The 13,911-nt window shown below is 70.2% G+C and carries 12 protein-coding genes; 11 read left to right on the top strand and 1 reads right to left on the bottom strand.

Annotation, left to right across the window (positions count from 1 at the left end; all coding sequences use genetic code 11):
* Position 1: 1 nt before the first annotated feature.
* The 3 genes from ACFYQ6_RS10680 to ACFYQ6_RS10690 all read left to right on the top strand — a co-directional run bounded on the left by ACFYQ6_RS10680 (position 2) and on the right by ACFYQ6_RS10690 (position 2,925).
* On the top strand, positions 2-937 hold the full coding sequence (locus ACFYQ6_RS10680; RefSeq protein WP_388762430.1) for an N-acetylneuraminate synthase family protein: 936 nt from the start codon (positions 2-4) through the stop codon (positions 935-937).
* 11 nt (positions 938-948) lie between these two features.
* Entirely contained in the window at positions 949-1,989 is a 1,041-nt protein-coding gene (locus ACFYQ6_RS10685) for a hypothetical protein (protein WP_361582334.1), read from the top strand.
* A gap of 324 nt (positions 1,990-2,313) precedes the next feature.
* Positions 2,314-2,925, top strand: a complete 612-nt coding sequence (locus ACFYQ6_RS10690; protein WP_361582336.1) for a hypothetical protein — start codon at positions 2,314-2,316, stop codon at positions 2,923-2,925.
* Between the two features lie 35 nt (positions 2,926-2,960).
* Here ACFYQ6_RS10690 and ACFYQ6_RS10695 read toward each other — a convergent pair whose 3' ends face one another.
* Complete coding sequence (locus ACFYQ6_RS10695) at positions 2,961-3,641, bottom strand: macro domain-containing protein (protein WP_361582340.1); 681 nt, start codon at positions 3,639-3,641, stop codon at positions 2,961-2,963.
* Positions 3,642-3,905: 264 nt separating this feature from the next.
* Between ACFYQ6_RS10695 and ACFYQ6_RS10700 the strand changes: the two genes are divergently transcribed.
* From ACFYQ6_RS10700 to ACFYQ6_RS10735, 8 genes are all read left to right on the top strand, one after another.
* Entirely contained in the window at positions 3,906-5,522 is a 1,617-nt protein-coding gene (locus ACFYQ6_RS10700) for an ADP-ribosyltransferase domain-containing protein (RefSeq protein ID WP_361582343.1), read from the top strand.
* 285 nt (positions 5,523-5,807) lie between these two features.
* Entirely contained in the window at positions 5,808-6,488 is a 681-nt protein-coding gene (locus ACFYQ6_RS10705) for a hypothetical protein (protein WP_361582346.1), read from the top strand.
* A gap of 150 nt (positions 6,489-6,638) precedes the next feature.
* The gene (locus ACFYQ6_RS10710; RefSeq protein WP_388762436.1) at positions 6,639-7,853 is read left to right on the top strand and encodes an amidohydrolase; all 1,215 of its coding nucleotides are present in this window, start codon (positions 6,639-6,641) and stop codon (positions 7,851-7,853) included.
* Positions 7,854-8,164: 311 nt separating this feature from the next.
* On the top strand, positions 8,165-9,217 hold the full coding sequence (locus tag ACFYQ6_RS10715) for a BMP family ABC transporter substrate-binding protein (RefSeq protein ID WP_361582349.1): 1,053 nt from the start codon (positions 8,165-8,167) through the stop codon (positions 9,215-9,217).
* Positions 9,218-9,457: 240 nt separating this feature from the next.
* Positions 9,458-11,041 carry an ABC transporter ATP-binding protein gene (locus tag ACFYQ6_RS10720; RefSeq protein WP_388763014.1) on the top strand — a complete coding sequence of 528 codons (1,584 nt, stop codon included), beginning with the start codon at positions 9,458-9,460 and terminating at the stop codon, positions 11,039-11,041.
* Entirely contained in the window at positions 11,041-12,159 is a 1,119-nt protein-coding gene (locus ACFYQ6_RS10725; protein WP_361582352.1) for an ABC transporter permease, read from the top strand. The genes ACFYQ6_RS10720 and ACFYQ6_RS10725 overlap by 1 nt, the downstream gene beginning before the upstream one ends.
* Positions 12,156-13,421 carry an ABC transporter permease gene (locus ACFYQ6_RS10730; protein ID WP_361582354.1) on the top strand — a complete coding sequence of 422 codons (1,266 nt, stop codon included), beginning with the start codon at positions 12,156-12,158 and terminating at the stop codon, positions 13,419-13,421. The genes ACFYQ6_RS10725 and ACFYQ6_RS10730 overlap by 4 nt, the downstream gene beginning before the upstream one ends.
* Positions 13,418-13,816, top strand: coding sequence for a cytidine deaminase (locus ACFYQ6_RS10735; RefSeq protein WP_361582357.1), 399 nt, complete (start codon positions 13,418-13,420; stop codon positions 13,814-13,816). The genes ACFYQ6_RS10730 and ACFYQ6_RS10735 overlap by 4 nt, the downstream gene beginning before the upstream one ends.
* Positions 13,817-13,911: the final 95 nt, after the last annotated feature.

The raw sequence follows: 13,911 nt of genomic DNA on the forward strand, positions 1-13,911 counted from the left end.
CATGAGCAACACCTCCCGCCTGCGCACCTTCGGCACCCGCACCGCCGGACCCGGCCGGCCCGTCTACGTCACCGGCGAGATCGGCATCAACCACAACGGCGACCTCGACAACGCCCTCGCGCTCATCGACGTGGCCGCCGAAGCCGGCTGCGACGCCGTGAAGTTCCAGAAGCGCACCCCGGAGATCTGCACCCCGCGCGACCAGTGGGACATCGAGCGCGACACCCCCTGGGGCCGGATGACGTACATCGACTACCGCCACCGCGTCGAGTTCGGCGAGGACGAGTACACCGCGATCGCCGAGCACTGCGCCAAGCGCGGCATCGACTGGTTCGCCTCCCCGTGGGACACCGAGGCCGTCGCCTTCCTGGAGAAGTTCGACGTGCCCGCGCACAAGGTCGCCTCCGCCTCCCTGACCGACGACGAGCTGCTGCGCGCGCTCCGCGCCACCGGCCGCACGGTCATCCTCTCCACCGGCATGTCGACCCCGAAGCAGATCCGTCACGCGGTCGAGGTCCTGGGCAGCGACAACATCCTGCTCTGCCACGCCACCTCGACGTACCCGGCGAAGGCCGAGGAGCTCAACCTGCGGGTCATCAACACCCTCCAGCAGGAGTACCCGAACGTCCCGATCGGCTACAGCGGCCACGAGACCGGTCTCCAGACGACCCTCGCCGCCGTCGCGCTCGGCGCGACGTTCGTCGAGCGTCACATCACCCTCGACCGCGCCATGTGGGGCTCCGACCAGGCCGCCTCCGTCGAGCCGCAGGGACTCACGCGTCTCGTGCGCGACATCCGCACCATCGAGGCCTCGCTCGGTGACGGCGTCAAGAAGGTGTACGAGTCGGAGCTCGGCCCGATGAAGAAGCTGCGCCGGGTCGCGGGCGTCGTCGCCGAGAGCGAGAACGCGCCGGCCGCCGAGCCGGTCGCGGTCTGACGGGCCGACCGGTGAACCTCGCCTTCGTCGAGAGCCCGGTCCAGCTCCTGAACGTCCTGGAGTGGACCCACATCCGGGGAGGAGACGACACGACGGTCGTCGTCCTCCCCCCGGTCGACCCGATGTCGCGCGGACAGCTGCGCAGGATGGCGGAGCTGGCCCGCGACGAGGGCATCACCGTCCGCTGGCAGGAGGCGCGCGGGGAGACCGGCGCGCCCCTGAAGGCCCTGCGGGCACTCACCGGCCTGATCCGCAAGGCCGACCGCATCGTCATCGGGGACCCCTTCTCCCGGTACGTGCAACTGCTGCTCACCCTGGTCCGCACCCGGCGGATCACCGTCGTCGACGACGGCACGGCCACCATGGAGTTCGTCGCCCAGCTGGCGCGGGGTGAACGCCTCGTGCGCTGGCACCGCCGGGGGAACAGGGGCCCGCGCGAGCTGCTGCTGGCCCCCGTCACCTCCGCGGCCCGCCGCAGCTTCACCCCGTCGGCGACCCGCTCGGTGGAGGTCTTCACGGCGATGCCGGTGGAGGCGCCCTCCGACATCGAGGTGACGGCGAACACCTTCGCCTGGACCCGGGAACGCTTCGGCCCGCCCCTCATCACCAAGGGCGCCGACCTGGTCGGCACGTCCCTGGTGGAGACGGGCGTGGTCGACCCGGCCCCGTACGAGGAGGCCGTCACGTCCCTGGCGCGCACCCACGGGGCGACGCGGTACTTCGCCCACCGCAGGGAGTCCGCGGAAAAGCTCCACGCCCTGGAAGCCGCCACCGGCCTGGAGATCGTCCGCCCAGACCTCCCGCTGGAGCTCATCGCCCGCAGAGGCCCCATCGGTCACACGGTGCTGAGCTTCCCCTCCACCGTGGTCCACACCCTGCCGCTGGCCCTGGCGGGCACGGGTGTGAAGGTCGCGGTGTGCGACATAGCGCCCGAGTGGCTGCGGGACACGGCGTCCCCGCGTGCCCAGGGCTTCCTGAGCGGGGTCACGGAGACAGCGCGCGACGTGCATCGGCTCGCCCCGTGGCGGGCCACCGCGGTGACGGAGGCGTGAGACGGGCTCCCGGGTGACCGACCGGGGTGACCGACCCGGGTGGCCGACCCGCTCATGAGCGGCCCGCTGATGTGGACTCGGCCGCCGGTGGGACGTACCGCCTCGGCCTGGCGCCGGTGAGGCGGCCGTGTCCGGCGGACGCGGACAGGGCGTACGGGGCCGGCCGCGCGCACCTCTTCGAAGGACCGGGCGGCGGTGCCGTTTCTGGGGGCAACCATGGGTTTGAGCACAGGAGTTGATGAGCAGTCAGGACGGTGTCGTCGATGGCCCCGGAGAGTCTTCCCCGGGCCCGCCACTCGACGAGCCGATCACCAGGAGCCTGTGATGAACCTCCCCTTACGCGTCCGCGCCGCGCTGCTCACCGTCGTCACCGGCGCGCTGGTCGCCGGCTGCACGGGAGGCGGTGACCAGGACGGGCCGACCGCCGAGCCGACGTCTGCCGCCGCCACACCGGTCGCGACCCCGTCCCCGTCCCCGACGCCGACCGCCACTCCCAAGCCTCTCACCGCCGCGCAGACCGCCGAGCTCGTCACCAACTGGTACACCGCCGGTGGCGAGACGGCGATGGTCGACCTGATCGGTGCGGTCAGAACGGTCGAGGCGGCCCGCAGCCCCGATGAACTGAGCTTGGTCAGCCTGGACTTCGGGCCACTGCTCGATGCCGTCGAGAAGGCCGGGCTGCCCGGGACGATCCCCGACGCCAAGACCCAGACCGCATGGTCGAGGGCCCTCGACAAACTGGAGGACGGTGCCAACGCCGTCCTCGAAGGGTCGCGGCGGGTCGGCGTGCCCGACTCGTCCGACGACCCCGACCGGGCGGCGCTGGGATGGCTCACCTTCGACGAGGGCGTCAAGGAGCTCAAGGCGGCCCAAGCGCGGCTGGACCGCCCCTTCGGCCTGCGGCCGTCGCCGGACCCCTGGAAGGAGCCGCGGTGAGCCCTCGGGCCGGGCGGACGTGCCGACCGGGAGTGTCAGCGGCTGCGTGAACCGCGCCTGGCGGGGTCGATCCGGACCCGCTGGGCGGGGGGCGCGGACTCCAGGTCGTCGAGCTGCGCGACGATCGTGCTGCGGAGCTCGTCGTAGTCCTCGAAGCGGTGGTCGTTGAACAGGGTCCAGCCCGACCACATCAGGTTGGCGCAGACCCGCGCCGGCACACGGCCGGTGCGGGCGCCCATGCCGACCAGAGCCACCGACGTGATGCTGCCGGGCTCCTTCCTGTTCTGCTGGTGGACCGCCTGGAAGGCGGCCGCGCACGCCAGTGCCACGTTCAGGGTCGCGCTCACGTTCTGCGAGGACCCCTCCATCGTCGGCGTCGGTATGAGGAACTTGGGCACGTCGGCTCCCGAAGGGACGCACACGGCGCTGCCCACGGGCAGGTTCCCCGCGAAACCGTCGCGGATCGCCCGCTGCACCCGCAGCTGGATGCCGGCGCCCAGGTGCCGCTTGACCACGGCGTCCACCCCGCCGTCCATCCTGCCCCGCGCATTGGTCGGATTGACCCAGGCGTCGACCTTCTCGTCGAGGATCGAGCCCTTGCGGATCTCGATCCCGGGCTCGTCGGCGAACGCCGCCCGCCACGCCTCCACGACGTCCGTGTTGACGTCGGTCAGAACCACCCGGACAGGCGGCGACTGCACACGGCTCGCGGTCATCATTCACTCCGATCGGCAGGTGGTCTCTCCACTGCTCCGAACGCTACCGGCGCCCACTGACAACGCCTCCGACGTGCGAAGTTGATGCCACATCAGGCGGTCCGCGAGGGCCGCCCGCGGCCTGACCGGGGCGGCGGGCGGCACCGGCCGCCGGATGTCAGTGGCCGGGGATATAACTCGTCACATGCGGGACCGATGCGTAGGACGCCGGCTCGCCGATGACCTTGCCCCCAGCACGGATCGACACCGCGGAGCGCCTCCACCATGAGCGATGCCAGCACCCCCGCCCAGCCCGGCCCCGACGACCCGCTCGCCCTCGCCGAGCTCTTCAAGGGCGGCGGCGAGCCGTGGCTCCCGCTGCTGAAGCCGGTCATCGAGGCGCACCCGGACGCCCCCGACTTCATCGGCCCGGACCGCGGGCCGGGGGTCGTACCCGTGCGGGAACTGACCTTCCAGGCGCTCAAGCCCAATCCGCCGCACAAGTGGAAGGTCGTCGTCTTCGGCCAGAACCCCTATCCGCGCCCGGAGAGCGCGACGGGCATCGCCATGTTCGACAACACCTTCCACGACTGGAAGGACAGCCAGTTCGGCAGGGTCGTCAGCATCCGCTGCATCATCAAGGCCGCGGCGATGTGGAAGTACGGCATACCCAAGAAGACCCCGATCGCCGATGTGCGGGCGCTGCTGAAGGAACAGGACACCGTACAGCCGCCGGAGTGGTTCCAGGCCATGCTGACGCAGGGCGTCCTCCTGCTGAACGCGGCACTGACCGCCAGCAGTGACGGGGCGATGGCGACGGACCGGCACACCAAGTTCTGGCGCCCTGCCGTCGAGCGCATCGTCGAGGAGATCCTCAAGGCCAAGCAGAACGCCGGCGAGGAGGACCGTTACGTCGTCTTCGCCTGGTGGGGTGCGCACGCGCGCAGCCTCAAGACCGTCGTGACCCGCCTCCAGAAGAAGTACCCGGGCGTGGAGGTCCGGCACATCGACCACCCCAACCCCGCGGCACAGGGCGACATCTTCTGCGACGGGGAGCACTTCGGCACGGTCAACGCCGCACTCGCGTCGCTGGGCGCCGACGAGGTCGACTGGCTGCCCAGCAAGGGGTGGAACACGGCCGACGAGGGGGCCGAGGGCACCGGCGACGACGTCTCGGCACGCATGGGCGCGTTCATCGCGTCGACCATGGAACTGCACCAGCTGTATCTGGACCGTCTGGCCGGGGTCAAGGACGAGGGTCTCGTCCTGCCCGCGATCACCGGCGTGTTCGACACCCCGCTCCTGGACTTCCAGGACGCCGTCAGCCCGGTCGCCTCGCTGCTGGCCGGCATCGGCAGGCATGTCGAGCGGTCGCGCGAATTCGGCAAGAGGCGCGCGGACGAGGCCGGGGGCGAGCTGTCCGCCGACGCCATCGCCGCGCTCTACCTGTACACCTGCGAGTCCGCGTTCTACCGCGAGATCAACGCCGTCCTGCGCTCCCCGGACCGGACGAAGGTGGTCCCCTATCTCCCGTACCTGCGGCTGCTGTTCTCGGCGGTTTCGGGGCTTCCCGCCCACACGCAGCCGCTGTGGCGCGGAGTGTCGCTGGATCTTCGCGCGCAGTACCCGCTGGGCCGCACGGTGACGTGGTGGGGCGTGTCCTCGTGCACGTCCGAACGCAGCGTGGCCCGCGCGTTCCTCGGCAGCCGCGGCAAGCGGACGATGTTCGAGGTCACCCCCGCCCGGGCGGTGGGCATCCGCAGCTTCTCCGCCTTCACCGGCGAGGAGGAGTACATCCTCGCCCCGGGTACCCAGCTCAAGGTCACGGGCGTCCGGGCGGAGCGGGGCGGCCTGTGCACGGTGAAGCTGACGGAACTGGAGGAGCAGACCCTCGTGTCCTGACCCGGACGCCCTCGGGCCTCGGAGGGCGTCACGGCCGGGAGTCCGGGAGGGGCTCCACGTCCGGGAGTCCGGGAGGGGTTCCACGTCCCGGAGCCCCGGGGAGAAGCTTCGTGCCCCGGAGCCCCCGGGAGGCGCCCTGCCCGGGAATCCGCCGCCTTGCCCGGAGGCTCCCGGGCGGGGTCCCGGAGACAACCCGGCATGGATGGGACACACCCCGGCGGTCGTCAACCGGTTACCGTAGATTGCCCGGTGACCGATCGTCCCGGACGTGAAGGAGTCTGCCCGGTGCCCAGCACTCTGAGCCTGCGGACGCTGGGGAAGCTGAGGACAGCCCCCGGCGGCGACATGGACTGCCGCATCGACTTCTCCGACGGGCCGGGCAGTTCCCGGCCGGTCGCTCACGTGGAACGCGAGCTGCCGCCCGGCGGCGTACCCGTCTATCTCGCGGCACGGAAGAGCGGCGCCCGCTCCTTCGCCCTGTGGACGGACGAGCACCGCCACGCGCGGGCCGCCACCCTGGTGACCGTCTCCGCGAGCGGGGGACGGGCGCAGTTCCAGGTGCTCGGCGGGCAGGGCGAACAGCTCGGGGTGATCACGCGGGACAAGGCGTTCAGCCGGGGGCTGCGCACGCGCTGGACCGTGTCCCCCGCCGGTGGCGCCGACGCGGTGGGATACAAGGGCCGGCTCTTCTGGTGGTGCGTGTGGTGGCCCTGCACCCTCTTCCTGCCGATCATGCTCGTGGCCCTCGTGTTCGGCGGAGGCGGCGGGGGCGGGGACTTCCCGCGCGGCCCCCGCAGCATCAAGTGGCGCTCCGGGGGGAAGGTGCCGCTGGAGTTCAAGTCCTCCGGCAACACGGTGCGGCTGTACGCGCCGGAGCTGGACTGGCGGCTCGGAGCCGCCCTCACGGCCTTGATCCCGACCTTCGACGGCTGGATCGGCACCCCCTGGGACGCGCGGAAGGACTGACCGGAGCCTCGCGGCCCGTCGGCAAGCGGCGGAGTTTACCCACCCGGAACGCCCGTCACACGCCGCGACGCCATCTTTTGTTCGTCTGTGCGGCTGAACTTTTGTTGATCTGTGGCCAGTTGCGGGTGGCAGGGGCCTACCCTTGACTGGGTGAACCTGTTGAAGTCCCGCGCGCCCCACGCCGAGGCTGCCATGCCCGGCACCCTGACCGACGATCTGCGTGCCGAGCTCATCGCCTTCCGCCGTGATCTGCACATGCACCCCGAGCTCGGCAACCAGGAGTTCCGCACCACCGCCGCCATCAAGGCCAGGCTGGAGAAGGCGGGGCTGGAGCCGGAGGTCCTGCCCGGCGGCACGGGACTCATCTGTGACGTGGGGGAGTGGGACGGCGTGACGCCGATGCTGGCGCTGCGCGGGGACATCGACGCACTGCCCATCCCGGACACCAAGGCGGGCGTCTCCTACCGGTCCACCGTGCCCGACCGGGCGCACGCCTGCGGGCACGACGTCCACACCGTGTGCGTCCTGGGTGCCGGCCTCGTGCTCAGCGAGCTCGACCGGCAGGGGCTGCTGCCACGCCCCGTCCGGCTGCTGTTCCAGCCCGCCGAGGAGGTCCTGCCCGGCGGGGCCGCCGACGCCGTCGCGGCCGGGGTGGTGGAAGGCGTCGGGCGGATCATCGGGGTGCACTGCGACCCCAAGGTGGACGTCGGGAAGATCGGCCTGCGGATCGGCCCCATCACCTCGGCCTGCGACCGGGTGGAGATCTCCCTCGACGGCCCCGGCGGGCACACCGCCCGCCCCCACCTCACCACCGACCTGGTCACGGCGGCCGCACGCGTCGCCACCGACGTGCCCGCGCTTCTCGCCCGGCGTGTCGACGCCCGGGCCGGGCTCGCGGTCACCTGGGGGCGGCTCCAGACGGGACACGCGCCCAACGTCATCCCGCAGCACGCGGAGCTGTCCGGGACGGTCCGCTGCCTCGACCTGGAGAGCTGGCGACAGGCGCCCGACCTGGTGCACGCGGCGATCGACGAAGTGGCCGGAATGTACCGGGCCAAGACCGTGATCGACTACGTACGGGGCGTGCCGCCCGTGGTGAACGAGGCCGAGACGATCGGCCTGCTCGACGCCGCGATGACCATCCGCCGCGGATCGTATGCGATCGAGGACACCGAGCAGAGTCTCGGAGGGGAGGACTTCTCCTGGTACCTGGAGAAGATCCCCGGGGCCATGGCCAGGCTGGGCGTACGCCCGCTGGGTGACACACGCGGCCTCGACCTGCACCGGGGCAACTTCGACGTGGACGAGGAAGCCATCACGGTCGGGGTGGAGCTGTTCACCGCCGCCGCCCTGCTGGACGCCTGACCGGTGCTGTCACCGCGCGGCGGAGCGGTCCCGGGACCTCCGTCCGTCCGCTCGTACGAGGGCCTCGCGACGGTCCCGGGGCCGGGCGCGGCCCGTCCCCGGGACGTCCGGCCCCCGCAGGGCCGGCCGGGGCGCCGGCCGTCCCTGCGGCCCGATCCGTCAATGGCTCGTAAGGCCTCTGGACACCTTCTGTTCGCGACGATCCGATAACGGCTTCCGTACAGGTCCTTATCTGACATCTACGCGCGTTACGATCGCGGCGAAACCAGCGCCGGAAGAGGCGCTTCGGTCAGGTTTGAAGGAGCCTTCCCTTGCGCCGGATCACCAGGATTGCCACCGTGGGCGTCATGTCCGCGGCACTCGCGCTGAGCGTCAGCGCCTGTGGCGACTCGTCGTCGGACAGCGCCACGTCGTCCGACTCCAAGGCCGACAAGACGGCCATCGCCTACGACATCGGTGGCCGTGGCGACCAGTCGTTCAACGACGCCGCCTACGCCGGTCTCGCCCGTGCCGAGAAGGAACTCGGCGTCAAGGGCACCGAGGCCGAGCCCTCCGAGGGCGAGTCGGACGCGGACAAGGTCCAGCGCCTGACCTCGCTCGCCCGCGCCGGGAACAACCCGGTGATCGGTGTCGGCTTCGCCTACGCGCCCGCCATCAAGAAGGTCGCGCCGAAGTTCCCGAAGATCACCTTCGGCATCATCGACGACGCCTCGGTGACCGGCGACAACATCGCCAACATCGTCTTCAACGAGGAGCAGGGCTCCTACCTCGCGGGTGTCGCCGCCGCCAAGGTCACCAAGACCAAGACGGTCGGCTTCATCGGTGGTGTCGAGACCCCGCTGATCAAGAAGTTCCAGGCCGGCTTCGAGCAGGGCGTCAAGGACACCGACTCCTCGGTCAAGGTCGTCCCGCAGTACCTGACGCAGCCGCCGAACTTCGACGGCTTCTCCAAGCCCGACCTCGGCAAGGCCGCCGCCCAGGGCCAGCTCGACAAGGGCGCCGACGTGATCTACTCGGCGGCCGGTCTGGCCGGTTCCGGTGCCATCGAGGCCGTCTCCAAGGCCGGCAAGTGGAACATCGGCGTCGACTCCGACCAGTACAACCAGGCGGGCCTCGCCGACTACAAGGAGTCGATCCTCACCTCGGTCACCAAGGACGTCGAGGACTCGGTCTTCAACCTGATCAAGTCGGTCCAGGACGGCAAGCCGCAGTCCGGTGAGATCCGCTACGGCCTCGACAAGGACGGCGTCGGCCTGGCCACGTCCAACCCGGCCTTCACCAAGATGACCGAGGTCATCGCCGCCGTGGACAAGGCGAAGCAGGAGATCATCGACGGCAAGATCACCGTCAAGACCGCCCCGTAACGGCTCCGGTCGTCAGGCTGGTTTCCCGTGGGCCCGGAGTGCGGACCGCCGCCGCTCCGGGCCCGTGGGGTGCTCATCGAAGAAGTTGTGCCCGTCGCAGTGCCCTGTTCGCACAGGCTCCTGACCCGGTGTCCGGGCCGTGCCGTGGTCCTACGCTTTACGATTCGGCAGCGCTACGCGTGTAGACAGCCCTCAGGCGCGATAACTTCACCCCGCCCCTCTGCCCCTGTGCCCCCGCTCCTGTCCGGCCAAGGAGAGTGCGTCATCAACGCGTCCAGCAGTCCCCCCGCCGTAGAACTGCACGGCATCACCAAGCGCTTCCCCGGCGTCGTGGCCAACCACGACATCGGCATCACCGTACGCAAGGGGACGGTCCACGCCCTCGTCGGTGAGAACGGCGCCGGAAAGTCCACCCTGATGAAGATCCTCTACGGCATGCAGAAGCCGGACGAGGGCACCATCGCGGTGGACGGCGAGCAGGTCTCGTTCAGCAACCCCGGTGACGCCATCGCGCGCGGCATCGGCATGGTCCACCAGCACTTCATGCTCGCCGACAACTTCACCGTCCTGGAGAACGTCGTCCTCGGCGGCGAGAAGCTGCACGGCATCGGCTCGGCCGCGCGCAAGAAGATCAAGGAGATCTCCGACGCGTACGGCCTGGGGGTCCGGCCCGACGCGCTCGTCGAGGACCTCGGAGTCGCCGACCGTCAGCGCGTGGAGATCCTCAAGGTCCTCTACCGAGGTGCCCGCATCCTCATCCTCGACGAGCCGACCGCGGTGCTCGTCCCGCAGGAGGTGGACGCGCTCTTCGCGAACCTCCGCGAGCTCAAGGCCGAGGGCCTCACCGTCATCTTCATCTCCCACAAGCTCGGCGAGGTGCTCTCCGTCGCCGACGAGATCACGGTGATCCGGCGGGGCACGACGGTCGGCACCGCCGACCCGGCGAACACCACCACCAAGCAGCTCGCCGAGCTGATGGTCGGCAGCGAGCTCCCCTCGCCGGAGACGCGCGAGTCCACCGTGACGGACGTGCCGATGCTGCACGTCGAGGGACTCTCCCTCAGCGTGACCGACCCCGACGGCGTCGTCCGCGACGTCCTGTCCGACGTCGGCTTCACGATCCACAAGGGCGAGGTCCTCGGTATCGCGGGCGTCGAGGGCAACGGGCAGACCGAGCTCATCGAGGCGCTCGTCGGGATGCGCACCCCGGACAGCGGCGTGATCACGCTGGACGCCGACGACATCTCGCGCACCCCGACGCGCAAGAGGCGTGAGGGCGGTCTCGGCTACATCCCCGAGGACCGTCACCGCCACGGCGTCCTGCTGGACTCCCCGCTCTGGGAGAACCGGATCCTGGGCCACGTCACGGAGAAGCCGAACAGCAAGGGCTGGCTGCTCGACCCGAAGGCGGCACGCGCCGACACCGAGCGGATCGTGCGCGAGTACGACGTCCGTACCCCGGGCATCGAGGTCACGGCGGCCTCCCTCTCCGGCGGCAACCAGCAGAAGCTGATCGTCGGCCGCGAGATGAGCCATCAGCCGAAGCTCCTGATCGCCGCCCACCCCACCCGTGGTGTGGACGTCGGCGCGCAGGCGCAGATCTGGGACCAGATCCGCGAGGCGCGCCGCGAGGGGCTGGCCGTCCTGCTCATCTCGGCGGACCTGGACGAGCTCATCGGGCTCTCCGACACCCTGCGCGTCATGTACCGCGGCCGGCTGGTCGCGGACGCCGACCCCGCCACCATCACACCCGAGGAACTGGGCTCGGCCATGACCGGAGCCGCCGCAGGTCACCTCGAAGCAGCACCGGAGGACGAGGCCTGATGAAGAAATTCGACAAGGACCGGCTGATCCTGGGCTTCGCCGGCCCCGTACTCGCCCTGGTCGTCGCCTTCGCGCTCAGCACCATCGTGCTGCTCATCTCCGACCGGGACCCGTTCGAGCTGTACCGGCTGCTGTTCGAGCAGGTGTCGTACAGCGACGTGCAGGTCCTGATCATCAACCAGGCCGGCACGTACTACCTCGCCGCGCTCGCGGTCGCGGTCGGCTTCCGGATGAACCTCTTCAACATCGGCGTCGACGGGCAGTACCGCCTCGCAGCGATGATGGCAGCCCTCGTCGGCGCCAGCGTCAGCCTGCCCGGACCGCTCCAGATCGCGCTGATCGTCGTCGTGGCGATGCTGGTCGGTGCCTTCTGGGCGGGCATCGCGGGCATCCTGAAGACCACGCGCGGAGTGAGCGAGGTCGTCTCGACGATCATGCTCAACTCCATCTCGACCTCGCTGATCGCCTGGCTGATCCTGCCGACGAACTTCGGTGACCAGGCGGCGGGCTCCAACAACCTGACGACCGGTGAGATCCCGGAAGCCGGATGGTTCCCCGGAGTCACCCTCAGCCCCGAGGCCGGCGACATCTACGGCTTCACCTTCGTCGCCGCGGGCTGCGGCCTCGTCTACTGGTTCGCCCTGAACCGCACCCGGTTCGGCTTCGACCTGCGCGCCACGGGTGCCAGCGAGAGTGCCGCCCAGGCGTCGGGTGTGGACGCGAAGAAGATGATCCTGACCTCGATGCTGATCTCGGGTGCGATCGCCGGTCTCGTCGGCATGCCGACGCTGCTGGGCGACACCCACACGTACAGCCTCGACTTCCCCGTGGGTCTCGGCTTCACCGGCATCACCATCGCGCTGCTCGGCCGCAACCACCCGGTGGGCATCGCCCTCAGCGCACTGCTGATCGCGTTCCTGGACAAGGCCTCGTCCCCGCTCGACCAGTTCGGTTTCGAGAAGGAGATCGCCACGATCATGCAGGGCCTGATCGTGATCTCGGTCGTCGTCAGCTACGAGCTCGTCCGGCGTTACGGGACCCGCCGCCAGCAGCAGAAGGTCGGCGAGGAACTCGCCGCCGGCCACGCCCTCACCACCGAGAAGGAGGCGGCCCTGTGAGTACCAGCAAAGTCTCCGCCGCACGCGTCGCCGCCCCGAAGGGCGGCGGACGGCGCAAGCTGTCCCTGCCCGTCGTCCTCCTGATCATCGCCGGTGCCCTCGCCCTCGTCTCGCTCGTGCGCCTCATCAGCGGCGCGGACGACGTGACGTCCGTCGGCCAGGTCAGCGGCGCCCTCGAACTCGCGGTGCCGATCGGGCTGGCCGGCCTCGGCGGTCTCTGGGCCGAGCGGGCCGGTGTCGTCAACATCGGCCTCGAAGGCATGATGATCCTGGGCACCTGGTTCGGTGCCTGGGCCGGTTTCCAGTGGGGCCCCTGGGTGGGCGTCCTGTTCGGCATCGTCGGCGGCGCCCTCGGCGGTCTGCTGCACGCGATCATCACCGTCACCTTCGGCGTGAACCACATCGTCTCCGGTGTGGCCATCAACATCCTCGCCGTCGGCGTCACCCGCTACCTCTCGAACTTCACCTTCGCCGAGGAGCCCGGCGGGTCCTCCAAGCAGTCACCGAGGCTCGAGGAGATCGACAAGATCACCATCCCGGGGCTGTCGGACTGGATGCAGGACCTGCAAGCACACCACTGGTTCTTCGTCTCCGACCTCGCCGGCATCATCGGCGGCCTGGTCACCGGGCTCTCGCTGCTGACCGTCGTGGCGCTGCTGCTCATCCCCGTCACCTGGTGGGTGCTGTGGCGCACCGCGTTCGGCCTGCGGCTCCGCTCCTGCGGCGAGAGCCCCGTGGCGGCCGAGACCCTCGGCGTGAACGTCTACAAGTACAAGTACATCGCCGTGACGATCTCGGGCGGTCTGGCGGGACTCGGCGGTGCCTTCCTGGCCATCGTCGCCACCAGCATCTACCAGGAGGGCCAGACCGGTGGCCGTGGTTACATCGGCCTCGCCGCGATGATCTTCGGTAACTGGATGCCCGGCGGCATGGCGCTGGGAGCGGGGCTCTTCGGCTTCACCGACAGCCTCAAGCTCCGCGGCGGCGCCGAGAACGTCCACGCGATGCTGCTGCTCCTGGCGATCCTGCTCGTGATCGTCGTGTTCTGGCAGCTCTACCGGAAGAAGTACCTGACCGCGCTGATCTCGGCGGTCATCTCCGCTCTGCTGTTCACCTGGTACTTCCTGACGGACCAGGTGCCGAGCCAGTTCGTCGACGCCGCGCCGTACGTCACCACGCTGCTCGTCCTCGCGCTGTCCGCGCAACGGCTGCGCATGCCGAAGGCGGACGGTGTGCCCTACCGCAAGGGTGAGGGCAAGTGACGGCCTCCACCCCCGTCGACTGGGAGAAGCTGCGCGAGGCGGCCCGGGACGCCATGTCCCGGGCGTACGCCCCGTACTCCGGCTATCCGGTCGGTGTGGCCGCCCTGGTCGACGACGGCCGCACCATCACCGGGTGCAACGTCGAGAACGCCTCGTACGGCATCGGTCTCTGCGCCGAGTGCGGGCTGGTCTCGCAGCTGGCCGCCACGGGCGGCGGCCGGCTGACCCACTTCACCTGCGTGGACGGCACGGGCTCGGTACTCGTCCCGTGCGGCCGGTGCAGGCAGCTGCTGTACGAGTTCGGCGGGCCCGGCCTCGTCCTGGAGACACCCGACGGTCTCCGCACGCTCGACGAGATGCTGCCGCAGGCCTTCGGGCCGCAGCACCTGGGCTGACGACGCCGTCCGGGACGGGCCGGCCGGCCCGCCCCGGACGGCGCGCCGGAACCTTCAACCTCTATGCGCGTAGAGTCACTCAGGACTCTCGCCTT

Source organism: Streptomyces sp. NPDC005494 (genome assembly GCF_042872025.1).
Lineage (GTDB): Bacteria > Actinomycetota > Actinomycetes > Streptomycetales > Streptomycetaceae > Streptomyces.

Coding starts and splice junctions, on each gene's coding strand:
- ACFYQ6_RS10680 (WP_388762430.1), top strand. CDS start 2: ATGAGCAACACCTCCCGCCTGCGCACCTTCGGCACCCGCACCGCCGGA.
- ACFYQ6_RS10690 (WP_361582336.1), top strand. CDS start 2,314: ATGAACCTCCCCTTACGCGTCCGCGCCGCGCTGCTCACCGTCGTCACC.
- ACFYQ6_RS10695 (WP_361582340.1), bottom strand. CDS start 3,641: ATGACCGCGAGCCGTGTGCAGTCGCCGCCTGTCCGGGTGGTTCTGACC.
- ACFYQ6_RS10700 (WP_361582343.1), top strand. CDS start 3,906: ATGAGCGATGCCAGCACCCCCGCCCAGCCCGGCCCCGACGACCCGCTC.
- ACFYQ6_RS10725 (WP_361582352.1), top strand. CDS start 11,041: ATGAAGAAATTCGACAAGGACCGGCTGATCCTGGGCTTCGCCGGCCCC.